The organism is Paenibacillus sp. ALE3, assembly GCF_054113405.1.
The window spans coordinates 1793152-1818835 of record NZ_CM134214.1; the positions used below are offsets into that span (position 1 = coordinate 1793152).

The 25684-nt window shown below is 46.8% G+C and carries 29 protein-coding genes; 26 read left to right on the forward strand and 3 right to left on the reverse strand.

Annotation, left to right across the window (positions count from 1 at the left end; all coding sequences use genetic code 11):
• Window positions 1-13 precede the first annotated feature (13 nt).
• The 3 genes from mntR to ACXHJ2_RS07945 all read left to right on the forward strand — a co-directional run bounded on the left by mntR (window position 14) and on the right by ACXHJ2_RS07945 (window position 3407).
• Window positions 14-439, forward strand: a complete 426-nt coding sequence (gene mntR, locus ACXHJ2_RS07935) for a transcriptional regulator MntR (protein WP_007430946.1) — start codon at window positions 14-16, stop codon at window positions 437-439.
• A 137-nt stretch (window positions 440-576) separates the two neighbouring features.
• Entirely contained in the window at window positions 577-2322 is a 1746-nt protein-coding gene (locus tag ACXHJ2_RS07940; protein WP_165079681.1) for a family 10 glycosylhydrolase, read from the forward strand.
• Between the two features lie 95 nt (window positions 2323-2417).
• Window positions 2418-3407, forward strand: coding sequence for a patatin-like phospholipase family protein (locus ACXHJ2_RS07945; protein ID WP_165079682.1), 990 nt, complete (start codon window positions 2418-2420; stop codon window positions 3405-3407).
• A 118-nt stretch (window positions 3408-3525) separates the two neighbouring features.
• On the opposite strand, the gene ACXHJ2_RS07950 is transcribed toward ACXHJ2_RS07945, so the two are convergent.
• The 3 genes from ACXHJ2_RS07950 to ACXHJ2_RS07960 all read right to left on the reverse strand — a co-directional run bounded on the left by ACXHJ2_RS07950 (window position 3526) and on the right by ACXHJ2_RS07960 (window position 6118).
• A complete protein-coding gene (locus ACXHJ2_RS07950; protein WP_185156500.1) occupies window positions 3526-3846 on the reverse strand; it encodes a hypothetical protein in 321 nt (106 codons plus the stop codon).
• Between the two features lie 7 nt (window positions 3847-3853).
• Window positions 3854-4846, reverse strand: coding sequence for a DUF1385 domain-containing protein (locus ACXHJ2_RS07955; protein WP_013371793.1), 993 nt, complete (start codon window positions 4844-4846; stop codon window positions 3854-3856).
• Window positions 4847-5116: 270 nt separating this feature from the next.
• Window positions 5117-6118 (reverse strand): ABC transporter substrate-binding protein, encoded by a 1002-nt coding sequence (locus ACXHJ2_RS07960; RefSeq protein WP_165079684.1) that lies wholly within the window; start codon window positions 6116-6118, stop codon window positions 5117-5119.
• A 265-nt stretch (window positions 6119-6383) separates the two neighbouring features.
• On the opposite strand from ACXHJ2_RS07960, the gene ACXHJ2_RS07965 reads away from it, so the two are divergent.
• The 23 genes from ACXHJ2_RS07965 to dxs all read left to right on the forward strand — a co-directional run bounded on the left by ACXHJ2_RS07965 (window position 6384) and on the right by dxs (window position 25675).
• A complete protein-coding gene (locus ACXHJ2_RS07965) occupies window positions 6384-6974 on the forward strand; it encodes a YqhR family membrane protein (protein ID WP_165079685.1) in 591 nt (196 codons plus the stop codon).
• Window positions 6975-7048: 74 nt separating this feature from the next.
• Window positions 7049-8122, forward strand: coding sequence for a M24 family metallopeptidase (locus ACXHJ2_RS07970; RefSeq protein WP_165079699.1), 1074 nt, complete (start codon window positions 7049-7051; stop codon window positions 8120-8122).
• A gap of 33 nt (window positions 8123-8155) precedes the next feature.
• Window positions 8156-8713: an elongation factor P gene (gene efp, locus ACXHJ2_RS07975; protein ID WP_013371789.1), complete on the forward strand. Its 558-nt coding sequence runs from the start codon at window positions 8156-8158 to the stop codon at window positions 8711-8713.
• Between the two features lie 195 nt (window positions 8714-8908).
• Window positions 8909-10162, forward strand: coding sequence for an aspartate kinase (locus tag ACXHJ2_RS07980; protein ID WP_013371788.1), 1254 nt, complete (start codon window positions 8909-8911; stop codon window positions 10160-10162).
• A gap of 393 nt (window positions 10163-10555) precedes the next feature.
• On the forward strand, window positions 10556-11551 hold the full coding sequence (spoIIIAA, locus tag ACXHJ2_RS07985; protein ID WP_165079686.1) for a stage III sporulation protein AA: 996 nt from the start codon (window positions 10556-10558) through the stop codon (window positions 11549-11551).
• Complete coding sequence (gene spoIIIAB, locus ACXHJ2_RS07990) at window positions 11544-12062, forward strand: stage III sporulation protein SpoIIIAB (RefSeq protein ID WP_013371786.1); 519 nt, start codon at window positions 11544-11546, stop codon at window positions 12060-12062. The genes spoIIIAA and spoIIIAB overlap by 8 nt, the downstream gene beginning before the upstream one ends.
• 12 nt (window positions 12063-12074) lie before the next feature.
• A complete protein-coding gene (gene spoIIIAC / locus ACXHJ2_RS07995) occupies window positions 12075-12278 on the forward strand; it encodes a stage III sporulation protein AC (RefSeq protein ID WP_010345636.1) in 204 nt (67 codons plus the stop codon).
• A gap of 8 nt (window positions 12279-12286) precedes the next feature.
• On the forward strand, window positions 12287-12676 hold the full coding sequence (spoIIIAD, locus tag ACXHJ2_RS08000) for a stage III sporulation protein AD (protein ID WP_013371785.1): 390 nt from the start codon (window positions 12287-12289) through the stop codon (window positions 12674-12676).
• Between the two features lie 12 nt (window positions 12677-12688).
• Window positions 12689-13879 (forward strand): stage III sporulation protein AE, encoded by a 1191-nt coding sequence (spoIIIAE, locus tag ACXHJ2_RS08005; RefSeq protein ID WP_165079687.1) that lies wholly within the window; start codon window positions 12689-12691, stop codon window positions 13877-13879.
• 38 nt (window positions 13880-13917) lie between these two features.
• Window positions 13918-14685 (forward strand): stage III sporulation protein AF, encoded by a 768-nt coding sequence (locus tag ACXHJ2_RS08010; RefSeq protein WP_013371783.1) that lies wholly within the window; start codon window positions 13918-13920, stop codon window positions 14683-14685.
• 16 nt (window positions 14686-14701) lie between these two features.
• Entirely contained in the window at window positions 14702-15343 is a 642-nt protein-coding gene (spoIIIAG, locus tag ACXHJ2_RS08015; RefSeq protein WP_013371782.1) for a stage III sporulation protein AG, read from the forward strand.
• A 62-nt stretch (window positions 15344-15405) separates the two neighbouring features.
• Window positions 15406-16227 carry a SpoIIIAH-like family protein gene (locus ACXHJ2_RS08020; RefSeq protein WP_165079688.1) on the forward strand — a complete coding sequence of 274 codons (822 nt, stop codon included), beginning with the start codon at window positions 15406-15408 and terminating at the stop codon, window positions 16225-16227.
• Between the two features lie 138 nt (window positions 16228-16365).
• Window positions 16366-16857: an acetyl-CoA carboxylase biotin carboxyl carrier protein gene (accB, locus tag ACXHJ2_RS08025; protein ID WP_013371780.1), complete on the forward strand. Its 492-nt coding sequence runs from the start codon at window positions 16366-16368 to the stop codon at window positions 16855-16857.
• A gap of 61 nt (window positions 16858-16918) precedes the next feature.
• On the forward strand, window positions 16919-18262 hold the full coding sequence (gene accC, locus ACXHJ2_RS08030; RefSeq protein WP_165079689.1) for an acetyl-CoA carboxylase biotin carboxylase subunit: 1344 nt from the start codon (window positions 16919-16921) through the stop codon (window positions 18260-18262).
• Between the two features lie 125 nt (window positions 18263-18387).
• Window positions 18388-18801: an Asp23/Gls24 family envelope stress response protein gene (locus ACXHJ2_RS08035; RefSeq protein WP_013310820.1), complete on the forward strand. Its 414-nt coding sequence runs from the start codon at window positions 18388-18390 to the stop codon at window positions 18799-18801.
• Between the two features lie 73 nt (window positions 18802-18874).
• Window positions 18875-19414, forward strand: coding sequence for an alkaline shock response membrane anchor protein AmaP (gene amaP / locus ACXHJ2_RS08040; protein ID WP_040103448.1), 540 nt, complete (start codon window positions 18875-18877; stop codon window positions 19412-19414).
• A gap of 15 nt (window positions 19415-19429) precedes the next feature.
• Window positions 19430-19663 carry a DUF2273 domain-containing protein gene (locus tag ACXHJ2_RS08045; RefSeq protein ID WP_013371777.1) on the forward strand — a complete coding sequence of 78 codons (234 nt, stop codon included), beginning with the start codon at window positions 19430-19432 and terminating at the stop codon, window positions 19661-19663.
• 136 nt (window positions 19664-19799) lie between these two features.
• Window positions 19800-20249, forward strand: coding sequence for a transcription antitermination factor NusB (nusB, locus tag ACXHJ2_RS08050; protein WP_165079690.1), 450 nt, complete (start codon window positions 19800-19802; stop codon window positions 20247-20249).
• Between the two features lie 37 nt (window positions 20250-20286).
• Window positions 20287-21144: a bifunctional methylenetetrahydrofolate dehydrogenase/methenyltetrahydrofolate cyclohydrolase FolD gene (gene folD / locus ACXHJ2_RS08055; RefSeq protein WP_013371775.1), complete on the forward strand. Its 858-nt coding sequence runs from the start codon at window positions 20287-20289 to the stop codon at window positions 21142-21144.
• Between the two features lie 66 nt (window positions 21145-21210).
• Complete coding sequence (gene xseA / locus ACXHJ2_RS08060) at window positions 21211-22524, forward strand: exodeoxyribonuclease VII large subunit (protein ID WP_238790991.1); 1314 nt, start codon at window positions 21211-21213, stop codon at window positions 22522-22524.
• The gene (gene xseB, locus ACXHJ2_RS08065) at window positions 22514-22774 is read left to right on the forward strand and encodes an exodeoxyribonuclease VII small subunit (RefSeq protein ID WP_013371773.1); all 261 of its coding nucleotides are present in this window, start codon (window positions 22514-22516) and stop codon (window positions 22772-22774) included. Before xseA ends, xseB begins: the two co-directional genes overlap by 11 nt.
• Window positions 22746-23669: a polyprenyl synthetase family protein gene (locus ACXHJ2_RS08070; RefSeq protein ID WP_165079692.1), complete on the forward strand. Its 924-nt coding sequence runs from the start codon at window positions 22746-22748 to the stop codon at window positions 23667-23669. Before xseB ends, ACXHJ2_RS08070 begins: the two co-directional genes overlap by 29 nt.
• 107 nt (window positions 23670-23776) lie before the next feature.
• Complete coding sequence (dxs, locus tag ACXHJ2_RS08075) at window positions 23777-25675, forward strand: 1-deoxy-D-xylulose-5-phosphate synthase (RefSeq protein WP_013371771.1); 1899 nt, start codon at window positions 23777-23779, stop codon at window positions 25673-25675.
• Window positions 25676-25684: the final 9 nt, after the last annotated feature.

The window sequence follows — 25684 nt, forward strand, 5'->3', positions numbered from 1 at the left end:
AAGAGGGAAACAAGTGCCAACGCCAAGCATGGAAGATTATTTGGAGCGCATTTACCAACTGATCGATGAGAAGGGATATGCTCGTGTCTCGGATATCGCAGAAGGTTTGGAAGTGCATCCTTCGTCCGTCACCAAGATGATTCAGAAGTTGGATAAGGACGATTATCTTGTATATGAGAAGTATCGGGGACTGATTTTGACACCAAAAGGGAAAAAGGTTGGCAAACGGTTGGTTGACCGCCACCAGCTACTAGAGCAATTTCTGGATATGATTGGGGTTGACAAGGACCTGATATATAAAGATGTGGAAGGTATTGAACACCATTTGAGCTGGGATTCCATCACCCGTATCGAGACATTGGTTGAATATTTCCGTCGGGATGAAGATCGCTTGCGCCAGCTTCATGATATACACAAGGAATTAAGTGGAGATTCCTAAAAGCATCTGTCCTTACGGACGATGCTTTTTTTATTTGTGCTGACCGCAACAAATATCGGGTTAATAGCGTCTATCCATTATATAGCAGGACAAGATAGGGGTTAAAATTAACAGGGGTAGCGGAGGATTATAAAGATATGAATCGGAAGAAAATAGGGCTCATGGCTGCGGGTCTACTCTTAGCAGTACAGACTGCCATCGTGCCTGGAGTTCAAGCGGCACCAACTGGGGAGATTGAGATTATATTGGACGGACAGTCCCTGCAAAGTGATGCGTCACCGTACATTGTACAGGGAGCGAATGTCACGATGGTTCCTTTGCGAGTGATTAGTGAGGGATTAGGCGCACAGGTTAACTGGTCGGCATCGTCTGGTACGGTAACGATTACAGCACAGAACAAAAATATATCTATGGATAATGGTGCACAAAGCGCTACTGTGAATGGTAAGTCGGTTCGCTTGGACGCATCTGCGCGTATGTCAAGTGGGAGAGTCATGGTACCACTGCGTTTTGTTGGGGAAGAGTTGGGCTTAAAGGTAGACTGGCAAGCCTCAGAACGGGTCATTACGTTAAGCAGTGGTAAAGAAGGTGCCTCTACTAGTGGGAACACTTCTGCTGTGGGAAGCAGTAGCTCATCATCAGATACATCAGCGTCTGGCAATCAGGAAAGTGTAAGCACGGATCAGGGAGTTAAAGATGATGGACAGGACGTAGCCAACTCATCTTCCACATCTACTAATGAGGACAGCTCAGGTTCCTCCCAGGGAAATGTGGCTCAGGTGAAGGCTACAACCTCTATGCGTGGAGCATGGATTTCCACCATTAATGGAGATTGGCCTTCTTCGGCTGCCCGAAGCAGCTCCGAGAAGCAAAAGCAGGAGTTTACAAAAATGCTCGATGATTTGCAGGGCATGGGCATTAACGCGGTATTCGTTCAGGTTCGTGCCAGCGGTGATGCGCTGTATCCGTCTGATCTTGTGCCATGGAGCAAGTATTTAACGAATACCCAAGGTAAAAATCCAGGCTATGATCCCTTGAAATTTATGATTAGCGAATCACACAAGCGAGGGATGGAATTTCATGCCTGGTTTAATCCGTTCCGTGCGAATTCTACAGGAACAACTAGCGGTTTGGCAGCAAACCATGTAGCTAATCAACATCCGGATTGGATTGTTAAGAATGGTAGCCAGTTGTACATCAATCCTGGAATTCCTGCTGCACGTCAGCATGTCATTGCTGCGATTATGGAAGTCGTAAACGGATACGATATTGACGGTGTCCATTTGGACGATTATTTTTATCCTTACAGCGGGACTTTTGATGATGATGCGACCTTCAAAGCATATAACGCCAACAAAATCTCTAACAAAGGTGACTGGCGGAGAGATAATGTGAATAGTTTTGTTCGCGATTTGGGCAAAAGTATTCATGCCAGCAAGTCGAAAGTTCAATTCGGGATTAGTCCTTTTGGGGTGTGGCGCAACAAGTCTCAGGACATAACGGGTTCAGACACCAAGGCAGGCGTTACTGCATATGACACGACATTTGCGGATGTAAGAACCTGGATTAACAAAGAATGGATTGATTATGTAGCTCCACAAATTTACTGGAGTATCGGCTTCCCAGCGGCTGGATATGACAAGCTTGTCGCATGGTGGTCCAATGAGGTCAAAAATTCAGATGTTAAGCTGTATATCGGTCATTCTCCTTATAAAATCGGCACCCCTGAAAAAGGGTGGCAATCAGCTCAAGAGTTAATTAAGCAGCTTGAACTGAACGAGAATTATAAACAGGTTAAAGGGGATATTTATTTTAGTGCACAGCATTTGCGCAAAAATCCATACGGACTCATTCAACTTCTTCAAAATTATTATCAATTATGATATAAATTGGATCATTTAGGTTCTATATGGACCTCCGTTCTCATAGATAAGCAGTAGAACTGCTTACTCCCAAGAGAACGGAGGTTTTTTGATCTATGCTGATCAATGCTGTGTTCCAGGGTGGAGGGGTTAAGGGAATATCGCTGGCGGGTGCAGTTAAGGCTGCCGAGGATCATGATATTGTATTCAATCGTTTGGCAGGTACATCATCAGGTGCTATTGTAGCTGCTTTATTGGCTGCGGGATATACGGCGGATGAAATGAAAGCCGTAATTGAGAAAACCCCCTTGGTCAAGTTGTTACGACGTTCTCCAGTATTCAACATTAAGTGGGTTGGGCCAGCAGCACGTATCTTTCTTAAAAAAGGGCTCTACTCAGGGGAGGCACTGGAGCATTGGATACGCGAGCTGTTACGAGCTAAAGGAGTGCGTACGTTCGCGGATCTACCTCCTGGCAAGCTACGCATTATTGCATCAGACATTACGAATGGACGCATTTTGGTGCTTCCTGAGGACATCAAACGTTTTGGTATAAACCCCTCTTCACTGGAGGTAGCCAAGGCCATTCGGATGAGCACCAGTATCCCTTATTTTTTTGATCCTGTTATGTTAAGACTTGATTCTGCACTTGCCAAGGGAAAAACCTTTTCCCAGCAATTTGTATTTGTAGTTGACGGGGCCTTGCTCAGTAATTTGCCTTTGTGGCTTTTTGATGAGCCAGTAAATGAACGTGAGGCCAAAACGATTCCAACGGTAGGGTTTCAAATGGTGGGCAAAACAGGGACGGAGACCAAAGTTTCTTATATACGAGGCCCATTGACCATGCTGCAGGCTATTTTTGATACAATGCTATCGGCACATGATGAACGGTATATTGAGCAGGAGAATCGGTATCGGACCATTAAAATTCCAACTTTGGGTATCCGCACAGCACAATTCAGCATTTCACCAGAGCAAAGTGATTTGTTATATGCTTCCGGTGTGCAGGCAGGAGAAGCTTTTTTCCACAAATGGAGTATCACTTCTTACCAGCAGCAGTATAGTAAGTATCAATTGATGAAAGATACCATGTACGCCATGAAATAACCACCACTTACTGGCAGGTGAAGTAATTTAATGAAAGTAAAAAAGGAGCCTCTTCCCGGTCATATTTCAAAACACGGGTAATGGCTCCTTTGTGCTACATTTTAAAGGTTGATGATTATTAATGATATTTGGGTTGTTCCTCTTCATTTTTACCCTTGGAACCCTCAATAACATGAAAAGGATAAGTTTTGCGTTTGCTTGTAGTTTGCTGCTTACGTGTGCTGGCTGTTTTGGCCATGGTGCGCACAGAGGGCTTAATTTTGGGAGTTCGCTTGCGTTGTCCAGGCTGGTATTTGTACAGCAGAAATATAACTGCAAAAATAAAAACAGGGATTAGTAAACTAATGAGAAAGCCCCAGCTACCTTTCCATAGCATATCTATGATTCCATATGCGGCCAAAGCAAGGGTAAGCCAGAAAATAACGGCATGTCTGTACATCATTCACTCATCCTTTCACAGGATCAAGGACCGGACTGTTGAGGGTCTCCTTTACAGGTACATTTTCCAACTCAGCATCCAATTCAAGCATACGCTTAAATGAGGCAATCGATACCTCGACTTGATCATCGGTCGGTTCTTTGGTGGTAAGCAACTGCAGCCATAGGCCGGGGTAACCTAGATAACGAAGCACTGGAATTTCCCGAAGTGCATTGGTCAGCTTGAGGAATTCAAAAGAAAGACCCAATACGATCGGAAGCAGTAAAAGACGTTGCCCCATGCGCTCCCACAGATTATCGTAGGTAAACAGGGAATAGACAAGTACCCCGATAATCACGGTGAGCATAATAAAGCTGCTGCCGCAGCGGTAATGCAGTCGACTATATTTTTGTACGTTGGCTGGAGTTAGTTCTTCCCCTGCTTCAAATGCAGTAATCACTTTATGCTCCGCGCCGTGATATTGAAACAGTCGCTTGATTAACGGAGTCTGGGAAATACCCCATAAATAAGCCAGCAGCAAAATCAGCTTAATAGCTCCTTCAGCGAGATTATGCAAAATCTGGTTGTGAAACAAACCGTCAAACAGGAAACTCTCCACAACAACTGGAACGAGGGTTAATACAATTTTGCCAAAGAGGAAGGACAATATACCGACCGCAGCCACGCCGATCATCATGCTCAGGCTCCAACGGGATTCCTCTTTTTTCTTTTGTTCAGCGCGTTCTTCTGGATCTACTTCATCATCAGCATACGCATCGGCTGAATAGTTCAAATGCTTGGTACCCTTGGCACTGGAATCGATAATGCTGACAATCCCCCGCAATAACGGAATTCTGCGGAATTTGGACACCCAGGATTGCTCCTTGCGTGGTACTTCCAAATATGTGATTTCGCCAGATTTGCGGCGAACTGCCGTGACATTGACACGCTTGCCGCCGAACATGACACCTTCAATGACTGCCTGACCGCCGTAGCTCACAGGCTTGGATGCTTGTGACAACCGTCTCACCTCTCTTAATACATGCTTTTTTGTATATTGTATCGAATTTGGAAGGGAATATCTAGTTAGACGAAAATGGGATGTGGTGACCTGCTAATTTTATCATTTGAAAAGGCTAATTAGTCATAACGGAGAAGATGGAAATCCTTGTAGTGTGTGGGGGAGACTCATACCATAGGTTTAAAAAAGCATTTATGAGAGCGGTCAAACTGCCCCCATAAATGCTTATTATCGCCAGTTATAAAATCAGACGGAATCGCCAGATCAAATTCATTGCGTAATTGCCCCGACAGTCTCATCCACCAGTCCTTTTGACGAGACCGGGCCGCCAAACGTCCATGTTGTACTGGCCAACGGATAAGTACGTTTTTCTTTGACGAATTTCAAACCGTTCCAAACAGAATTGTTTTTCATAGATGAGCCGAAAACATTATCGTCTGGCTGTACAATATAGATAAAGTTGCTGTCCTGAACGGCTGACAGAGCTTCAATGCCAACCGTTGAAAAGCCATACGATTCAACCTTGCTCGGTTTCCAATCGTTAACCAAACCGATCTTCGCCAGTGTTCCCACAACGACTGAATTATCTGAAAACATACGCAGACTGGCTGCATTTTGCGAAGTAAAAGCCTGTGTCAGTATAAAATGGAAATCCGATTTGTTTGCAGCGGCGAGCTTTTGTTTGACTTCGGCATAATGCTGGTCCAGATCAGCAAGCACCTGCTTAGCTTTATCCTCTTTTCCAAGAGCGACTGCGATACTATTAAAAATCTTCACCATCTTATCATAGTCGTAGCCGTTACCATCGTTCAGATTATATTCAATCGTCGGTGCGATGGCCTTGAGTTGCTCATAGATTGCTTCATTCCCATCAAAATTGGATATGATGAGATCCGGCTTTAATGAAGCAATCGCCTCCAAATTAGGCTCGTTGCGTGTACCGACATCGACCACGTTACTGTCCAGAGCCGCCTCTGGAGTCACATACACCTTATAGTTGGCATTGTCCGCATTACCAACTGGCTGAACGCCCAATGCAATCAAATCCTCCGTAAATGTCCATTCAAGCACCACGACACGCTGCGCGGGCTTGTCAAGCGTGAGTTCACCACGATTATGCTTTACTGTCACAGGACCGGTCGCTGCTTCAGTGGGTTTGCTACCCGAAGTAGTTGTCTGACCTTTATCTGCTGCATTGTCAGTTGCTCCACAACCTGCCAGTGTGAGCATAAAAGTCAGTAACAATAAGAATCCGATAAATCCCTTTTTCATAGATTGCGTTCTCCTGTATAAACGTATTATAAAATGATAATGATTATCATTTTCATCAATATATTATGAAACAGGATTGAAATTTTGTCAATGCAAAGATTATTAAATCTACTCTTCAACTTCATTGTTAAACTGCCCCCCATTGGAGCATACTACCTCTCAAAATGGATAGGCACGAATTTGGTGGAAGTACACATGCTTTTCCTTATAACAATGAGTCCTTACCATGAGAAAATTTATTCATTTTGAAAGGAGATCCAACCACATGAGTGAAACTTACTCTATACCGAAAATAGGTCATGATCAGGAACAGTCCCGTGAATCTCAAGATCAACGTAATCATAATGACAACAGTAGCAGAGGCAGACAACAGTCAGGCAAAGTACATACACCGCTCATTCCCTTTGCACTTGAGCTGGGTTTTTTTGCGGGTTTGCTCTGGGGATTGCTGCGCTGGCTGTTTTATACGCTGCACTTTACAGTAGTGGCGCCTGGCTTTCTGGCAGAGCCGTTTTTCAAGCATTCGTTCATGAACACCATGGCAGGGCATTTGGTGGGGTTGCTGTTTTTTATTGCATTGTCCGTGGTAGCGTCATTGGTGTACACCCTGATTTTGCGTAGGTTTAATGGCCCTATACCCGGTATTATATACGGTCTGATTTGGTGGGTTATTTTATTTGTGTTAACAGGTCCTAAGTTAGGGATGATGAACCCTCCTTATCGATTAACATGGAATTCCATATATACGGAAGTTTGTGTATTTATACTGTGGGGACTATTTATCGGATATACCGTTGCAGTCGAGTATACGGATGAAAGAATGCGCGAGCCTGAGAAGGCTGGGGGCAGAACGTAACAAAAACTTCTCAAGCGCCTATCCCCTGTGTTAAAATAGCATTTGGTTATTTGACAGAGGGGAGCGGAATGAAGATGAAGAATGACCGGGTGCTAAAGTTGCGGCAGGCGCTGGGCGAGCATAACCTGCGGGCTATGCTGATTACCAGCCCTGTCAATCGTCGATATTTGACAGGCTTCACAGGTTCAGCGGGCTATGTGCTGATTACAGAATCCCATAGCTATTTGCTGACTGACTTTCGTTATATGACACAAGCGACCGAACAAGCCCAAGGCTTTACGGTAGTGCAGCACGCTGCGCAGGTCATGGAAACAGTAAGAGAATTGCTGTCTTCCCATCAGATTAGCGAAACAGGCTTTGAGCAGGATGATGTAACTGTTGCGACACATAAAGCTTATAGCGAAGATCTGTCACCTATTAAGCTGGTTCCGGTATCGGGCATTGTGGAAAAGCTGCGGGTGTACAAGGATGCGGAAGAGCTCGAAGTGATGCAACGGGCAGCGGATTTGGCAGATGCTACATTTGCACACATTTTACCTTACATCAAACCAGGAGTCAGCGAGCGTGAGCTGGATCTGGAAATGGAATTCTTCATGCGCAAGCAGGGAGCTACTTCTTCTTCATTTGACACGATTGTGGCATCCGGAGTTCGTTCGGCATTGCCTCATGGAGTAGCCAGTGCAAAGTTAGTACAAGCAGGTGAGCTGATTACGTTTGATTTTGGTGCGTTGCTGGATGGCTATTGCTCCGATTTGACCCGTACAGTGGCTACACAAGGGGATTTGGCGCCTCAGTTGCGCGAGATCTATGATATTGTACTTAAGGCGCAGCTACACGCACTCGAAAATATTAAGCCGGGCATGACAGGCCGTGAAGCGGATGCGTTGACCCGGGATATTATTGCGAGCCATGGATATGGAGACAATTTCGGACACAGTACAGGTCATGGTCTGGGTCTTGAAGTGCATGAATCTACACGTCTGTCGAAGGCAAGTGATGATATTCTGGAGCCGGGCATGGTTGTAACGGTCGAACCAGGTATCTATGTGCCTGGATTGGGCGGTGTACGGATCGAGGATGATATCGTTATTACAGATAGCGGCATCAAAGTATTAACGCATTCGAGCAAAGAATTTACAGTCGTTTAATAACGATAACAGTCCTGTAGGAGGGGTATTTTAGTGATTAACGTTAATGATTTTAAAACAGGTTTGACCGTTGAGGTAGACGGAGATATTTTTACAGTTCTGGATTTTCAACACGTAAAACCAGGTAAAGGCGCAGCATTCGTACGCTCCAAGTTGAAAAACCTGCGTAACGGTAATACGGTTGAACGTACATTCCGTGCGGGTGAAACAATTGGCCGGGCGCAAATCGAAAATCGCGGTGTATCTTATCTGTATGCTAGTGCAGACGATCACACATTCATGGACAACGAAACATATGATCAATTTACATTGTCCAGCGATCAACTGAAATGGGAGCTTAACTTCCTGAAAGAAAACATGAATGTAAACATCATAAGCTACAACGGAGAAATCCTGGGTATCAACCTGCCTACCAGCGTGGAGCTCAAAGTAATTGAAACAGAACCAGGTATTAAAGGGAATACAGCTACAGGTGCAACCAAAAATGCCAAACTGGAAACAGGCTTGAATGTTCAAGTTCCTCTGTTTATTAACCAAGATGACGTATTGTTAATTGATACTCGTGACGGCAAATACATGTCACGCGCATAGAATTTACAGTTTCTGGTATCCTCTGTCCTTGTTAAGGGCAGGGGATATTTTTATATATAGGAATATTAAAAAACATTGGCTCCACACAGCACTTTCGTATTATACTGTACTAAAGTTATGCCGCAGGATGTCACGTTCAAATCGTTTGGTGCCATCTCAAGGTTACATACTGTGAGTCTGAGGGAGTGAATATCGTTGTCTTTGTATGTCATGAAATTCGGAGGCAGTTCCGTCGGTGACACGGAGCGCATGAAACGCGTGGCAAAACGCGTCGTTGAGAAACAGAGTGAAGGGCATCAATGTGTAGTGGTCGTTTCCGCAATGGGAGACACGACAGACGAATTGATTGACCAGGCTAAATTATTAAATGAGCAGTTGCCTGCACGTGAGCTGGATATGTTGATGACGACAGGCGAGCAAATTTCAATCGCTTTGTTGTCGATGGCTATTCAGCAGCTGGGTCATGAAGCGGTATCGTTTACAGGCTGGCAGGCTGGCTTCCGTACTGAATCTGACTTTGGTCGGGCACGGATTACGGATATTCAACCTCAGCGTGTGCTGGATGCACTGAGCAGCAACAAGATTGTTGTTGTAGCTGGTTTCCAGGGGATGTCTGCAGATGGAGATATTACTACGCTGGGACGTGGTGGTTCTGATACGACGGCCGTTGCGCTGGCGGCGGCGATTCAAGCGGATGCCTGTGAAATTTACACGGATGTGGACGGCATATATTCAACAGATCCACGAATCGTGAAGGTGGCACGTAAGCTAAAAGAAATTTCTTATGATGAGATGCTGGAATTAGCCAATTTAGGTGCGGCTGTTTTACATCCCCGTGCGGTAGAGTATGCCAAACATAACCGGGTACCGTTGATTGTGCGGTCCAGTTTTAACCATAATGAAGGAACAGTCGTAAAGGAGGATGCAGTAATGGAGCAAGGCGTTGTAGTCAGTGGAATTGCATATGATAAAAATGTAGCAAGAATCAGTATTTTGGGCGTTGCAGATATCCCTGGTGTACTGGCAAAAGTTTTCGGAACACTGGCAGCAGCCAAAATTGATGTAGACATTATTGTGCAGAGCGGGGTTGAAGCTGGAAAAGCAGATTTCTCCTTTACAGTAGCTCTGACGGATCGTGAAGCTGCCCTTAAGACACTGGAAGGTATTCGCGGAGAGCTTCCATACCGTGAAGTAACGTCTGAGGAAAATCTGGTAAAGGTATCCATTGTAGGTGCGGGAATGGTTAGCCACCCGGGTGTTGCAGCGCAAATGTTTGCCGTGCTGGCCGAGCAAGGCGTTAGCATTAAAATGGTAAGCACATCCGAAATCAAGGTATCGTGTGTAATTGAAGCTGGAAAACTTCATGAGGTTATTCAAGCGTTGCATACAGCTTATAATCTGGATACCGAGGAGCAAGCATTTGTGGGCGGACCTAAAGACCGTCGTTAATAACATCAAATGATTTAGAGAAACGCTATGACGGGGAAAGGTCGATATATTATACGCTCCCTAGTTATAGATGGATAAATCATAGAATACAGCAGTAGGTTAAGAGGTTGTTGTTCCATCAGTGAGATTCAGACTGTGGAGCAGCCTCTTTTTGCTCTAAATCTAGCTTTTTTATTTAAGGTATCCCTTAGCCGCCAAGGCTTAGAGGGAGCCTTTTTTTATTATATAAAGCAGGGAAAGGGGCTTGAATGAGCGGGGGAAAGGTCCGCTGAGCGTGGATAGGAGTGAGCAAATGTTCGACTGAATTTTCAATATATTTTCGGCATAAAAAGCGAGAGTCAGCCATAGACTTGTCTTAAAGAAAAAGGACAACTGTGAGGGGGCGGCACTGGTATGGAATGGCTGGAGTTATTTCCGGAACCGTTGCACGGTATACTCGGAAGGCTTCCAGAAACCGTATTTAAGCAACTGGAAGAAATCCGGATCCGGGAAGGAAGGCCGCTGGAAGTTAATGCGAATGGTGATCATCATTTTGTAACGACTGCTGGTCGGCTGACTTTGAATCCTGTTGAAGCCTATAAGCCTAACCGCGAGGATGCTCACCGATTGCTGGATTTTATCAGTAATCATTCCCTGTACACCATGGAAGAGGAGCTTCGCAAAGGGTTTATTACGATCCCTGGCGGTCATCGTATTGGCTTGGCAGGGAGAACCGTGCTCAACCGAGGGCGAGTAGAGCATTTGCGAGATATAAGCAGCTTTAATGTACGAATTGCTCGGGCCATTCCTGGCATAGCTGATCGGATATTGCCTTATGTAGCGGATCGAAAATCCCGAATGATACGGCATACGCTCATCTTGTCACCGCCTCAGCATGGCAAGACGACGTTGCTTAGGGACTTGGCTCGGCAACTGAGTTACGGAGGGATGGAAAGCAACGGAGGACGACGAAATGGACTTAAGGTGGGCATTATAGATGAACGCTCTGAGATTGCTGGCAGTCACAAGGGCATCCCCGGTTTTGATGTTGGACCTCGCACCGATGTATTGGACGGATGCCCGAAAGCAGAGGGCATGATGATGATGATTCGCTCGATGTCACCGGATGTCCTGATTGTTGATGAAATCGGGCGGCCAGAAGATGCAGAGGCGGTGCGTGAAGCACTTCACGCAGGCATCGCAGTCATTGCTTCCGCACATGGTCGCGATGTGGCTGAAATGGCGAGCCGATCTGCCTTTGCTGGATTAGCTACAGGACAGGAGCTGTTCCAGCTCTACGTCATGCTGGAGCGGACGAGCCGGGGCCTCTCTTTTCGTCTGGCAGATGCCAAGCAGCGCAGGCTGACACTGCCTGGGGAAGGGCAGAACGGGGGCATCTCCTATGCTTAAGCTGCTGGGAGCTGTCTTGGTTATACTAGCCACCACACTGGCAGGCTGGCAGCGGGCAAGGCAATTTGCCATGAGGCCGCGGCAAATCAGAGAGTTAATTCTCGCACTGCAAAGACTGACCACCGAGGTTTCTTATGGGGTGTCTCCGTTACCAGATGCTTTCGCCAAGACAGGAGAGCCCTTGCGAGAGCCGCTGCGCTCTCTGTTTCAGCAAGCCTCACGCTGGATGCACCCCTCTTTTGGCCTGACCGCCAGAGAAAGCTTGCATAAAGCGATTGAAGTCTCGTGGAGCCGTTCCTCTATGAAGCAGGCCGAGAAGGAAGCGATGCGTCAGCTTGCTTACAGCCTTGGAACCAGCGACCGTGAGGACCAGATCAAGCACATTGCGCTGACCATCCAGCAGTTATCCCATGAAGAAGCGCAGGCGCAGGCAGATCAGGTGAGATACGAGCGTATGAGCAGAAGCCTGGGACTGCTGATCGGAGCATTGATCGTCATTTTGATCTATTAGCGGGGTGCTCGAATGAATTTAGAAGTGAACGCAATTTTCCAGATTGCCGGAATTGGCATTATTATCGCTATGATTCATACCGTACTAAAGCAAATGGGCAAGGAAGACATGGCCCATTGGGTGACGGTCATCGGTTTCGTTGTAGTGCTGTTCATGGTGGTGCGAATGCTGGATAACCTTCTGCAAGAGATCAAATCTATTTTTCTTTTTCAGTAGGTGAACACATGGAAATCATTCAAGTGGTGGGCTTCGCCCTCGTTGCCACAGTCCTCATCTTAGTTATCAAGGAACAGAAGCCGATGTTTGCCTTTTTGATTGCAACAGCTGCGGGAATCGTCATTTTTTTGCTGCTGATTGGCAAGATCGGATCTGTGGTTGCCGTGCTGGAGCGACTGGCCAGGTCTTCAGGCATGGACATGATTTATTTTAAAACCGTATTAAAAATAATCGGTATCGCTTATATTGCTGAATTTGGAGCGCAGATCGTGCGGGATGCGGGACAAGACGGTATTGCTTCCAAGATAGAGCTTACTGGAAAGGTACTCATCATGGTACTCGCAATCCCGATTATCAGCATTATTATTGATACCATTCTGAAGCTGATGCCCGCCTGAGGGGGTGATGCCATGAAAAGGCTGGGGGGCATGCCGAATCTCAAAGTTATTGCGATTTTGCTGCTATGTCTCTGGTGCGCCTCGGCTGCGGTCCTCTTCGCAGATACACCTACAAACGAATGGATCAGACAACAGGCGGAGCAAATGCCCAAAGATGATGTTGAACATTATTGGGACGGACTCATGAAGCAATACGGCGGATTTTTCCCTGACCAGAAAACGCCTTCTTTCATGGACATGCTGCTTCCGGGTGGTGAAGGATTCAGCATAAAAGGTGTGTTGATTGCCATAGCTGATTTTTTCATCCATGAAATCCGGGTGAATGCCAAGCTGCTCGTCACCATCGTCATGCTCAGCATTATGAGTATGGTGCTGGAAACGCTGCAAAGCGCTTTTGAAAGCAAGCAGGTCAGCAAAGTTGCCTACGCTATCGTGTACATGGTCATTATCATTTTGGCGATTAATAGCTTTAGTGTAGCGATTGGTTATGCCAAAGAAGCAATTGACAGCATGATTCATTTCATGATGGCGATGTTGCCCTTGTTATTTACCATGTTGGCCTCGATGGGTAACGTTGTCACGGTTTCGGTGACCCACCCGCTGATTGTATTTATGATCAACACGGTCGGAACAGTCATTCATACGCTTGTTTTCCCGCTGCTGTTCTTCTCGGCTGTGCTGTACTTGGTCAACTCGCTCACAGGCAAATACAAGCTGACCCAGTTAGCTGATCTACTGCGGAACGCGGGTGTTGCCGTGCTGGGAGTGCTTCTGACTATTTTTCTAGGAGTCATTTCGGTACAGGGATTAACCTCTTCGGTTACTGACGGATTAACAATCCGTACAGCTAAATATATTACAGGTAGCTTTGTTCCGGTGGTAGGCAAGGCGCTGGCAGATGCAACTGATACGGTCATTTCGGCATCACTGCTCGTTAAAAATGCCATCGGCCTTGTGGGAGTCATCATTATTTTGTTCCTGTGCGCTTTTCCTGCTCTCAAGATTTTGACACTAGCTCTCATTTATAAAGTGACCGCAGCAATCATGCAGCCTTTGGGAGATACGCCTATTGTGGAATGTTTGGATGCCATCGGCAAGAGTATGATTTATGTTTTTGCGGCATTGGCGGCAGTGGGATTAATGTCCTTCCTTGCGATTACCGTCATGCTCGCAGCAGGCAATATGACGGTCATGATGAGGTGAATACATGCACATAATCCAACGAGAGGGAGGCGAGTGACGTGACCTGGCTGGGAGGCTGGCTCAAGGAACTAGTGCTAATCGTGCTGCTGGCTTCTTTTGTCGATATGATCTTACCGAGCCGATCTATGGAAAGGTATGTCAAACTCGTACTCAGCCTGCTTGTTTTGCTGACATTGCTATCTCCGATTGTGCGCTTGCTGAGCAGCAGTCCCTCAGAGGTTCTGGGGCGAGCATTGGATCTGCAACGCCAGGCAGAGACAGGTAACAGGGAACCGACATTGGAGGAAATCTTAGCCAAAGGCAACAAGCTAAAGCAACAGCAGGAACAAAGCTCCATGCAATGGGCAGGCAAAGAGGTAGCGAAGGAAATGAAAGGGCAATTGGAGCAGTACACTGGGTTAGCAATTCAGTCGGTCCAGGTGACCCTTGCGCAGATTCAGCAGAAAGAATCGGGGCTAGAGGCAGGAACGGGTGTTCAGTCAGTAGTGGTCAAATTGGCGGAGCAGAAGGCAGAAAAAGAAAAAAACACAAACGTCCCGCCGGATACAGATATCAAGCCGGTTATCGTAGAGCCTGTAGCTGAAAAGACAGTGAATATTCGTGTAGAGCCGACACAGTCAAAAACCTCTAATCATAATGAAGGAACGCGAGAAGATGATCGTAGTCCTGACGAAACCACAGAGGATGGCAAACCTGCGGATCAGAAAGCTTTTGGCTTAATCACAGGCATTCTACGTGAAAAATGGGGGATCGACAGCACACATGTTCAGGTGATTAATTCGCAGGATGGAACACATGAATGGTAACAGGAGGTGAACCGAAATGGGTAAATGGAGGAAAAAGCTGGAGCAATGGATGGGTGGAGGGGGAGACGGAGCGAAAAAGTTCAATTCATTTCGTTGGCTACTTATTCTTGGCCTTATCGGTGTAGCGATCATGCTCTTTAATTCATTCGTTAATGTGAAAAAAGTCGACCCGGAAAACGTAGGGAGAGAACCGCCTGGCGTAATGAAAAATGAGCCTGCGTTAGAAACAACGGTAGGTGAGGACAGTTCCTTTGCAGGAATCGAGAAGGCTTTTGAGGACAATATGAAACAGATGCTGGAGCAGATTGTTGGCGTAGGAACCGTCGATGTCATGGTTACTGTAGACTCTACCGAAGAAGTGATCGTTCAACGGAATGTGAAGGACATGCAGGAAGAAAATAACGAGACGGACGCCAATGGTGGACAAAGGCACACTACTCAATATACACGCGATGGTGAGATTGTTACCTATGAATCATCGGGCGGTCAGCACACTCCGATTGTTACCAAAAAAGTAAAACCACAGGTAAGGGGAGTGCTTGTGGTGGCTATGGGGGCAGAAAACCCTACCGTGAAGCAACTCATTGTAGATGCTGTGCAGAAGGGACTGAACGTACCTTCATACAAAATATCAGTCGTTCCGCGTAAGCAGGGATAATATGGAATTTAAGAACAAAGAAGTTAATATTGCAAACCACTTATGAATATGGAGGACAGAACATGAATAATAAAAGACAAACCGTTTGGCTGGTGTCCATGCTGAGTTTAATGGTGGTACTGTCTGCATATTATTTGTTTACGGAGGACTCAAGTCCGGCGAATCCACCAGTAGCGGACAGCGAGCAGGTGAGCAAGGTTAAACAGGATGCTGCACAGGAAACAACGACAAAGGCAGAAGAACAAATGAACGAACTGAAAGTAAATGAAGTGGTAACCAATGGTGAAGTAACTGACGCAACGGCAGAGACTTCCACAAAGGACACAGCTTCTACAACTGATCCAGCAACAGAATCATCAAAAGGTGATAAAGACACAGCCGCCGCCCCTGCTACTGAATCGACTGTATCCGATCAAAACACAACTACAGCTAAGACAGACACGACAGCTAAAAGTGATGACAAAGCAGCTTCTAGCGCCAAAACCGACAAGCAGGTACTTGATCAAGTAGCAAACGAACAAGCAGCCCAACCAACAGCGGCAGCTGTGATTGACAACTATTTGCTGGAGCGGGATGTGGAAAATCAAAAGAAAAATGACGAGCTGACTACGGCAATGAATGATAGTACACCTCAGAAAGCTGCAGAGGCGCAAAAGGAATTACATGTACTTGAAGATAAGCAGGCCAAAATTACCGGTATCGAAGAAGAGCTACAGCAGCAATTCGCCAATGCAGTCGTCCGCGAGGAAGATGCTGATAAATACAAAGTAGTGGTTCTGAGTGAAAAATTGGATGCTAAGCAAGCGGTAACGATTGTCGATAAAGTCATGAAGGAATTAAACGTTACGCAGGACAAGATCAGTGTCCAGTATGTTACACAATAAGACAAAAAACGCGAAAAAGCCCGGATTTCTGCACAATCCCGGGCTCTTTCTATTTTTAATGATTGTGATATAATACATAAAGCTGTTTCAAAAATGTTATCAGCAACCGGCAAAATGCTGAAGGAGTGATTAATAGAGATGTTTAAATTAAGCGAGATTAAGGAATTGATCAAGCTGGTGGATGAAACGTCTGTGCATGAGCTTGAAATTGAAAATGAAGGAACTCGCCTCATGATCCGTAAACCGGGCAAAAGCGAGATCGTTACGGTACAGGCTCCTGTAACAGCACCTGCTTATACAGTGGCGCCACAAGCTGCAATTCCGAATCCACAAGCACAGTCCGATGTTGGACATGCAACTGCTGGGGAACCGAAGGAATATGCAAGCAATCTACATAAAATCGTATCTCCGATGGTGGGCACTTTCTATAGTTCTTCATCCCCGGATACGGCCCCGTATGTGAGTATCGGCAGTAAAGTAGGCGATAAAACAACGGTATGTATTATTGAAGCGATGAAGTTGATGAACGAGTTGGAAGCTGAAGTGAAGGGCGAAATTGTTGAAATTTTGGCCGAAAACGGACAGTTGGTTGAGTATGGCCAGCCATTGTTCCTTGTGAAACCGGAGTAAGAAGCTTGTTTGTCCCCTTTTTTGAGGGTTCGGCAAGACTGCTCCCAGGGAGGATAAAGTCATGACATTTCAAAAAGTATTAATCGCGAACCGTGGAGAAATTGCAGTTCGTATCATTCGCGCTTGCCGCGAAATGAATATTTCGACAGTTGCCGTTTATTCGGAAGCTGACAAGGATTCGTTACATGTGCGTCTCGCAGATGAGGCTTACTGTATCGGACCGACGTTGTCTAAGGACAGCTACCTTAATTTTACGAACCTGATGAGTGTTGCTACATTAACTGAATGTGATGCCATTCATCCAGGTTACGGGTTTTTGGCGGAAAATGCAGACTTCGCTGAAATTTGCGAATCGTGCAATATTACGTTTATCGGACCTTCTCCTGAAGCAATTAACAAAATGGGAGACAAGGCTGTAGCCAAGCAGACCATGAAGGATGCCGGGGTTCCGGTAATTCCAGGTTCAAACGGACTGGTTGAGGATGTGCAGGATGCAATCAGCATCGCACGCGATATCGGATATCCGGTCATTATCAAGGCCACAGCAGGTGGTGGTGGTAAAGGTATTCGTATCGCCGAAGATGAGGATAACCTTATTCAACAAATCACTACTGCTCAGCAGGAAGCGCAAAAGGCCTTTGGCAATGCGGGTGTGTACCTGGAAAAATATTTGACCGGTATGAAACACGTGGAAATACAGATCATAGCGGACAAGCATGGTAATGTTGCCTATTTGGGCGAACGGGACTGCTCTGTACAGCGTCGTCGTCAGAAGTTGTTGGAGGAAGCACCATGTCCAGTACTTTCGCAGAATGTTCGTGAAGAAATGGGACAGGCAGCTGTTCGTGCAGCTTTGGCCGTTCAATACTCTGGCGCAGGTACGCTTGAATTTTTGCTTGGCCCGGACAATAAATTCTATTTCATGGAAATGAACACACGTATTCAGGTAGAACATCCAGTAACAGAAATGATTACCGGTGTAGACCTGATTAAAGAAATGATTTCGGTCGCTGAAGGGCATCCGCTTTCCTTTACTCAGGAAGAAGTCACGATTAATGGCTGGGCAATAGAATGCCGCATTAACGCTGAGGACCCGGATCGTAATTTTATGCCTGCACCGGGTAAAATCGGATTTTATCTGCCTCCAGGCGGTCCTGGAGTACGGGTAGACAGCGCTGCTTATCCAGGTTATAGCATTCCTCCTTATTATGACTCTATGATTGCCAAGCTGATTGTATGGGCGCCTACACGGCAGGAGGCGATTGCCAAAATGAAGCGGGCTTTAGCTGAGTTTGCTATTGAGGGCATACCCACAACGATTTCTTTTCACCAGCGCTTGCTAGAGCATCCGACCTTTATTGAAGGCGATTTTGATATTAAATTTTTGGAGGAAAACGAAGTTTAATCGGTATATTTCCTCAGTTTGTCATAATGAACGCCAAATGATATAGTATGGATAATAAGTGAGCATGTCTGCTTTGATATCCAAAGCTGGAATGAAACTTATTTTGACCGAAAGGTGTTGAAGGTATGAGCACAGTGCCAACCGAATTCGAACGTACAGAAATTGGGGAAATTCAAATTGCCCCGGAAGTTATTGAAGTCATTGCCGGACTGGCTACCGTTGAAGTACCAGGTGTAGCGGGAATGAGTGGCGGATTTGCTGGCGGATTTGCCGAACTGCTAGGCCGCAAAAATTTATCTAAAGGTGTAAAAGTGGAAGTCGGACAGCGTGAAGCTGCTGTAGACGTCTCCGTCATTATTGAGTATGGTAACCGTCTGCCTGAGGTGGCTGCTGCTATTCAGCATAATGTTAAGCGTTCCATTGAAAACATGACAGGTCTTAACGTGGTAGAAGTGAACGTGCAAATTCATGATGTTCAATTCAAAAATGCTGAAAAAGTAGAAGAGCCGGAAGTGCTGGGCGCCGGACGGGTTAAATAGAGCGATACTTTGTACAAACCCCCGACCCTTATGGGTCGAGGGTTTACTCTAATTTAAGGAGGCTGTGCGTTTCGTGGCTAAAGTTATGGACAGACTTCTGCTGTTTTTGTACAGCTTAAGTATCGGAATTATTTCCATTCTCGCCATCCTCCTCCTGAGCGGGGCCATTCCGTATGTTTTAAGCATTGAGGATGAGCGAGTGGTGTGGTTTACCAGCTTGATTATTGCAGGAGTTCTGTTGTTATTGAGTCTTCGGTTTTTTTATATCTCTATTCGACGGAACCAAACCGTACAGCATTCTATTGATCAGCGAACCGAATATGGTGACATTCAGATTTCGGTGGATACCATCGAAAACCTGTGCCTCAAAGCGGCTTCCCGATTTCGCGGGATGCAGGATCTGAAAGCACGCGTTCGTGTGTTGGAATCGGGACTTGATATTACGATTCGGGCGATTGTTGACGGGGAAAGCTCCATTCCGGTGTTAACCTCCGAGGTACAAAAGGGGGTACACGACCATGTGGAAGAAATTACAGGAATTCCAGTATCCAATGTGTCGGTGTACATCGCTAATGTTTCTCAGTCACCAAGCTTTAAGAGTCGTGTGGAATAGAGGTGATTTTCCCTGATGCCCTGGAAAGAAATATGGGGAAGTTACAAGGGCCGGATCATGGGGATCACGGCCGGTATTTTTTTCGGTTTTATTTATTTGTGGGCAGGCTTTTGGAATATGTTGTTCTTTGCATTGATGGTGTTCATCGGATATACGCTAGGAAGACGTAGCGATTCAGCGCTTGGTTCATTCCTCCCTTGGAAAGAATGGAGCGAATGGTTGTCGCAACGTTGGCGTCCTTTTAAATGAACCCTGTGATACGTGTTCTCCAAAATACAGCTGTAGCTTATTTGCGCCCAACGGTTTTGGAGGATGCGTTCACAGGTTTTTTTGTGGAAATTGGTTAGAATGAAAAATAGATATAGGCAAGCGTAGGAGGCAGGGCATGAAAAGACGTCTGGCGAGGGAATTAGCGGTACAGAGTATGTACCATATGGAAATGAATGAAGTGGATGCGGCGGCAGCTGTAGACATGCTGCTTCAGGAAGCGGCTGAGGAAAACGAAGCCGAAGTTGTGATTAAAAACGCGGAAGTGTTAAGAGCATATGTTTTGGAGCATGTGCGTGGCACATGGGAGCAGAAGGAAGCTATTGACGGGCTGTTGGCGGATTACCTGAAAGGCTGGCAGATCAGCCGACTTTCACGTGTGGATCGTCAAATTTTGAGGCTTGCGGTATATGAAATGATTTTCCGCGAGGATGTTCCAGCCAAGGTAGCAGTCAATGAAGCCATTGAATTGTCGAAGCACTTTGGTACCGAGGAATCGGGTAAATTTGTTAATGGTGTGCTGGGACGAGTTATACAAGAGCTGGAGCAATTGAAAGCACGTTTTTAATTAGAGACTACTGAATCAGGTTGGGGAGTGGTTAAACATGTCAGCACCGATCATTGATGGTAAACAAATCTCTCAGGATATCCGGGCAAGCATTCAGCAAGAGGTCATTCGTTTGAAAGAACACAGCTTTCAACCCGGACTGGCTGTTGTACTGGTAGGCGAAGATCCTGCTTCTCAGGTGTATGTTAAAAATAAGGAAAAGGCGTGTCATGATCTCGGCTATTACTCTGAGGTTCATCGACTGGCGGCAGATACTTCGCAAGAAGCATTACTGAAACTGGTGGATAAGCTGAATCATCAAAGTAATATCCATGGGATATTGGTGCAACTCCCATTGCCAAAGCATATTCAGGAAAAAGCTGTCATTGACGCGATTGCAGTGGAGAAAGATGTTGACGGATTTCATCCGGTAAACGTAGGAAACCTGGTCATCGGCGATGATAGCCTACTGCCTTGTACTCCCGCTGGAGTCATTGAGTTAATCAAGCGTGCTGGAGTAGAGATAGCAGGTAAACATGCAGTTGTTATTGGTCGCAGTAATATCGTGGGCAAGCCAGTCTCTTTATTGCTGCAGCGTGAAAATGCTACGGTTACGATGTGTCACTCTCGTACAGCGAATATGGCCGAGCTCAGCAGACAAGCGGATATTTTGGTCGTTGCCATCGGTAAAGCCAATTTTATTGATGCTTCGTTCGTAAAACCAGGTGCAGTAGTTATCGATGTGGGAATGAATCGTCTGGAGAACGGAAAGCTGGCGGGTGACGTTGATTTTGAGAGCGTAAAGCAAGTGTCCGGTCCGATTACGCCTGTTCCCGGCGGAGTAGGCCCAATGACGATTACAATGCTGATGCAAAATACGCTCGTAGCGGCCAAGCGGTCGTACGGTTTGGCATAAAGGCAGCTGCCTGTGGCTGAACAACAACGTATTTATTCTATAAAGGACCTGAATCGTTATATCCGGATGAAACTGGAATCCGATCAGGTGCTGTCTGATGTATGGATACGCGGGGAGATTTCTAACTTTACGCATCATTCGAGTGGTCACATGTACTTTACGCTCAAGGATGAGGGGAGCCGGATACGTTCGATTATGTTTGCGACCCATAATAGACGGCTCCCTTTCGTACCAAAAGAAGGTACGCGTGTTATCGCCCGGGGAAACGTATCCGTGTATGAACGGGATGGACAATATCAATTTTATGCGACGCAAATGCAGCCTGACGGTATAGGCAGCCTTTATTTGGCTTATGAACAACTCAAACAAAAGCTTGATGCAGAAGGGCTGTTTGATACCGCTCGCAAACGGAATCTGCCCGCTCACCCGGCAACCATCGGCGTAATTACGTCACCGACCGGAGCGGCTGTGCGTGATATTATCACCACACTTCAACGCCGATACCCGCAGGCTGGGATCGTGTTGTATCCTGTTCTTGTGCAAGGAAAGGGTGCTGCCCCCTCGATTGTTAAGGCAATTGAAGCCATGAATCGTATGCAGGAGGTTCAGGTGATGATCGTCGGACGGGGCGGTGGCTCCTTAGAAGAACTGTGGGCATTTAATGAGGAAGCGGTTGCGCGTGCCATTTACACATCGGTCATTCCTGTCATTTCGGCTGTTGGACACGAAACGGATTTTACCATTGCCGATTTTGTGGCTGACTTACGCGCAGCGACGCCGACCGCAGCAGCTGAGCTGGCTGTGCCTCACCAGGGAGAGCTTCGGGATCAGCAGCTCCAGCGGGAGCAACGGTTGCGCAACGCCCTTAGGCAGCGGCTGGAAGCCAGTCGTGAACGCTTGCTGAGGCTTCGGCGTTCGCCGGTGCTGCTGCATCCACGCCGCTACATGCTCCAGCATGCAGAGCGGATGGATATGCTGCATCAGCGTCTGATCCGCGCAGCAGCTAACCGTTCACGCTTAAACGCAGAGAAAAATGCTCGTTTGCGTCAGGTACTAGAGCGGTTTAATCCGCGCGAACAAATTCGTTCGGCGCGCAAGCAGACGGATATGGCACAACGTCAGCTGGAGTCTGCGATGCGTGCGATCACAAAAACGGGACGGCAGCAGCTGCATACCGGAATTCGTCAGCTGGATGCGCTGAGTCCGCTCAAAGTCATGGCCCGAGGCTACAGCTTGGTATACGATGAGCAGGAGAAACGCCTGATCAAGTCGCTCAAAGATGTACAACCGGGAGATTCCATCAAGATAAAAGTGAGTGACGGGCAGTTAGACTGTCAAGTATGGGGAATGAAGGAGGACGCGAAGCACGGTGGCGAATGAAGCGGAATTGAATTTTGAAGCGGCCATGGCCGCTCTTGAAGAAATTGTCGGACAACTGGAGCATGGAGACGTTCCTCTGGAGCAAGCCATTGATTTGTTCCAGCGGGGGATGAAGCTGTCTCAGCTTTGCAGCCAGAAGCTGGAACAGGTCGAACGTAAAATTGAAATGATTGTGGAAGAGGATGGAGATTTGCGCAAGAAGCCTTTCGGTGGCGGATTGGATGAAAACGGCGGTGAAGGGCTTGAATAGACTGTCGTTCAAGGAATATTTGGCTGTGACGGCGGATGCAGTTTCGTCTGCATTGACCGAGCAGTTTCCGGCGCATTGGGACATTCCAGATGTCCTTCGAGAATCTATGAACTATTCACTGACCGCAGGCGGAAAACGGCTGCGGCCTCTGCTTGTGATCGCTGCTGCGGAAGCATTTGGTGGAAGCAGGGAAGCGGCGTTGCCAGTAGCATGTGCGGTAGAAATGGTACATACGTATTCCCTCATTCACGACGATTTGCCGGCGATGGATGATGATGATTATCGGCGAGGAAAGCTGACGAATCATAAGGTATACGGCGAGGCGGTTGCTGTTCTTGCGGGCGATGCTTTGCTGACCCATGCGTTTTATTGCATCGTGCAGGCAGGTCGTCTTCACGGTATTTCTTCCGATGCGCTATTGTCCATAGTTGAGGATTTATCCGAAATGAGCGGCGCCAGAGGTATGGTAGGTGGACAGGTCGCAGATATGTCAGGCGAGCAGGGAATGACGGGGATCGAGGAACTGGAATATATCCACCTTCATAAAACGGCTGATCTGATCATTTTCTCACTCTTGGCAGGTGGACGGATTGCTGGGGCAGACAAGAGTCAACTAGAGGCGCTTCGCTGTTTTGGACGAGATCTGGGCCTGGCCTTTCAAATTCAGGACGATATATTGGATCTCGTAGGCGATGAAAGCAAAATGGGAAAAAAAACACAGAGTGATGTTGAACAAGAGAAGGTTACCTATCCGTATTTCATCGGTATGGACGCATCTCTGCGACAAGTGGAGGAACTCACAGTGTCTGCCAAAAAAGTGATTGCAGAAGGTGGCATTCCCGATTCTTCGCGTTTACTGGAGATAGCGGATTACCTGATGAAGCGTGATCATTAATAGCATTAGAACTGGTTTGACTTGTCTACGTTTAAGCACAGTCCAAAAGTGTGATATAATACTTGTTAACTTTACACACAAACTTGAAGGAAAGCGGGGAGATATGCGTGCTGCTTCCACACATAAAGCAACCAGGCGATCTGAAATCACTGTCGGTTGAGGAGTTGGCTTCTCTAGCCGAGGAAATCAGGAGCTTTTTGATTGAGAAGCTGTCCGTGACTGGGGGGCATCTGGCATCGAATCTGGGAGTGGTTGAGCTCACGATCGCCCTGCATTATTGCTATAACAGTCCAAAGGACAAGATGATTTATGACGTTGGGCACCAAGCCTACGTGCACAAAATATTGACAGGGCGAATGGATCGTTTTGATACACTTCGTCAGCGTGATGGACTTTGTGGTTTTGTAAAAAGAAGCGAGAGCGAGCATGATGTTTGGGAAGCTGGACATAGCAGCACTTCCCTTTCGGCTGCAATGGGGATGGCCTTGGCACGAGATTTAAAGGGCGAGGACAATAAAGTTATTGCAATGATCGGGGACGGAGCATTGACTGGGGGCATGGCCTTCGAAGCATTAAACCATATTGGTCATGAACGTAAAAATTTAATGGTCATTCTGAATGATAATGAAATGTCCATCGCCCCGAATGTAGGGGCCATGCATAATTATTTGAGCAAAATTCGCTCGGACCGTCACTATTTGCGGGCAAAGGATGAGCTGGAAGTTTTGCTGAAAAAAATACCCGCTATAGGCGGTAAACTTGCCAAATCGGCTGGCCGTGTCAAGGACAGTCTTAAATATATGATGGTGCCAGGTGTGCTGTTTGAGGAGCTGGGATTTACGTATCTTGGCCCGGTGGATGGACATGATTTGTCCAAGCTAATTGAGACTTTTCAGCAGGCTGATAACGTTACTGGCCCCGTATTAGTGCATGTCGTAACCACCAAGGGTAAAGGCTATAAACCTGCGGAGGCCGATTCGCACAAGTGGCACGGCATCAGTCCATACAAAATTGAATCAGGTCAGGTACTCAAAGCCGTGGGCAATCCGATGTATACAGAAATTTTCGGTAGAACGCTGATTGAGCTGGCTGAACAGGATGAGCGGATCATTGCGGTCACCCCTGCAATGCCTGGTGGATCAGGGCTAGTACCGTTTAGTAAAGAGTTTCCTACACGTATGATTGACGTCGGTATCGCTGAGCAGCATGCTGCAACCATGTGTGCAGCGTTAGCAATGGAAGGGATGAAGCCGGTATTTGCGGTGTATTCCACTTTTATGCAGCGTGCATATGACCAAATTGTGCACGATATTTGTCGTCATAATGCCAACGTGATGTTCGCGATTGATCGTGCTGGTTTTGTTGGTGCTGATGGTGAAACTCATCATGGCGTGTTTGATGTAGCATTCCTGCGTCATATCCCGAATCTGGTGCTTATGATGCCTAAGGATGAAAATGAGCTGCGCCATATGATGAAAACAGCACTTGACTACGAAGACGGTCCAATTGCTTATCGTTACCCACGTGTTAACGTGGTTGGTGTGCCATTGGATAATGAATTGCGGGCTATTCCCATCGGCAGTTGGGAGTTTCTGCGTAAAGGTGAGGGCTTCGCTGTAATCGCTTCAGGACCAATGCTCCAAGTGGCGACAGAGGCTGCGGAGGCGATGAAACGTGAGGGTATGCAAGTGGGCGTTGTGAATGCACGCTTCCTCAAGCCTTTGGATGAGGAGATGTTGCGTGAACTGGCCCGCCAGCATACGAAGCTGATCGTATTGGAAGAAGCTTCTGAAGCGGGAAGTTTGGGTAGCGCTGTACTGGAATTTTACGCTAAAGAAGAAATACAAGATGCACAGGTGCGCTTAATGGGGATTCCCGATCTGTTTGTGGAGCACGGCTCCATCAAAGAGCAGCGCGCTGAAGTGGGACTTACCGTTGAAGCTGTGTGCTTAAAGCTGCGTAAGTGGTCTGCTGAGCCAGCATATGGCATGGGGCAATCTGTATAGGGTAACTTA

Bases quoted from the DNA above. Each gene is read 5' to 3' on its own strand.
- spoIIIAB (WP_013371786.1), top strand. From the start codon at position 11,544: ATGCTTAAGCTGCTGGGAGCTGTCTTGGTTATACTAGCCACCACACTG.
- ACXHJ2_RS08035 (WP_013310820.1), top strand. From the start codon at position 18,388: ATGAGCACAGTGCCAACCGAATTCGAACGTACAGAAATTGGGGAAATT.
- spoIIIAC (WP_010345636.1), top strand. From the start codon at position 12,075: ATGAATTTAGAAGTGAACGCAATTTTCCAGATTGCCGGAATTGGCATT.
- ACXHJ2_RS07960 (WP_165079684.1), bottom strand. From the start codon at position 6,118: ATGAAAAAGGGATTTATCGGATTCTTATTGTTACTGACTTTTATGCTC.
- ACXHJ2_RS08045 (WP_013371777.1), top strand. From the start codon at position 19,430: ATGCCCTGGAAAGAAATATGGGGAAGTTACAAGGGCCGGATCATGGGG.
- ACXHJ2_RS08020 (WP_165079688.1), top strand. From the start codon at position 15,406: ATGAATAATAAAAGACAAACCGTTTGGCTGGTGTCCATGCTGAGTTTA.
- spoIIIAG (WP_013371782.1), top strand. From the start codon at position 14,702: ATGGGTAAATGGAGGAAAAAGCTGGAGCAATGGATGGGTGGAGGGGGA.
- folD (WP_013371775.1), top strand. From the start codon at position 20,287: ATGTCAGCACCGATCATTGATGGTAAACAAATCTCTCAGGATATCCGG.
- ACXHJ2_RS07950 (WP_185156500.1), bottom strand. From the start codon at position 3,846: ATGTACAGACATGCCGTTATTTTCTGGCTTACCCTTGCTTTGGCCGCA.
- ACXHJ2_RS08070 (WP_165079692.1), top strand. From the start codon at position 22,746: ATGAAAACGGCGGTGAAGGGCTTGAATAGACTGTCGTTCAAGGAATAT.
- spoIIIAD (WP_013371785.1), top strand. From the start codon at position 12,287: ATGGAAATCATTCAAGTGGTGGGCTTCGCCCTCGTTGCCACAGTCCTC.
- accC (WP_165079689.1), top strand. From the start codon at position 16,919: ATGACATTTCAAAAAGTATTAATCGCGAACCGTGGAGAAATTGCAGTT.
- nusB (WP_165079690.1), top strand. From the start codon at position 19,800: ATGAAAAGACGTCTGGCGAGGGAATTAGCGGTACAGAGTATGTACCAT.
- accB (WP_013371780.1), top strand. From the start codon at position 16,366: ATGTTTAAATTAAGCGAGATTAAGGAATTGATCAAGCTGGTGGATGAA.
- ACXHJ2_RS07945 (WP_165079682.1), top strand. From the start codon at position 2,418: ATGCTGATCAATGCTGTGTTCCAGGGTGGAGGGGTTAAGGGAATATCG.
- xseA (WP_238790991.1), top strand. From the start codon at position 21,211: ATGAAACTGGAATCCGATCAGGTGCTGTCTGATGTATGGATACGCGGG.
- spoIIIAE (WP_165079687.1), top strand. From the start codon at position 12,689: ATGAAAAGGCTGGGGGGCATGCCGAATCTCAAAGTTATTGCGATTTTG.
- ACXHJ2_RS07940 (WP_165079681.1), top strand. From the start codon at position 577: ATGAATCGGAAGAAAATAGGGCTCATGGCTGCGGGTCTACTCTTAGCA.
- spoIIIAA (WP_165079686.1), top strand. From the start codon at position 10,556: ATGGAATGGCTGGAGTTATTTCCGGAACCGTTGCACGGTATACTCGGA.
- ACXHJ2_RS07965 (WP_165079685.1), top strand. From the start codon at position 6,384: ATGAGTGAAACTTACTCTATACCGAAAATAGGTCATGATCAGGAACAG.
- ACXHJ2_RS07970 (WP_165079699.1), top strand. From the start codon at position 7,049: ATGAAGAATGACCGGGTGCTAAAGTTGCGGCAGGCGCTGGGCGAGCAT.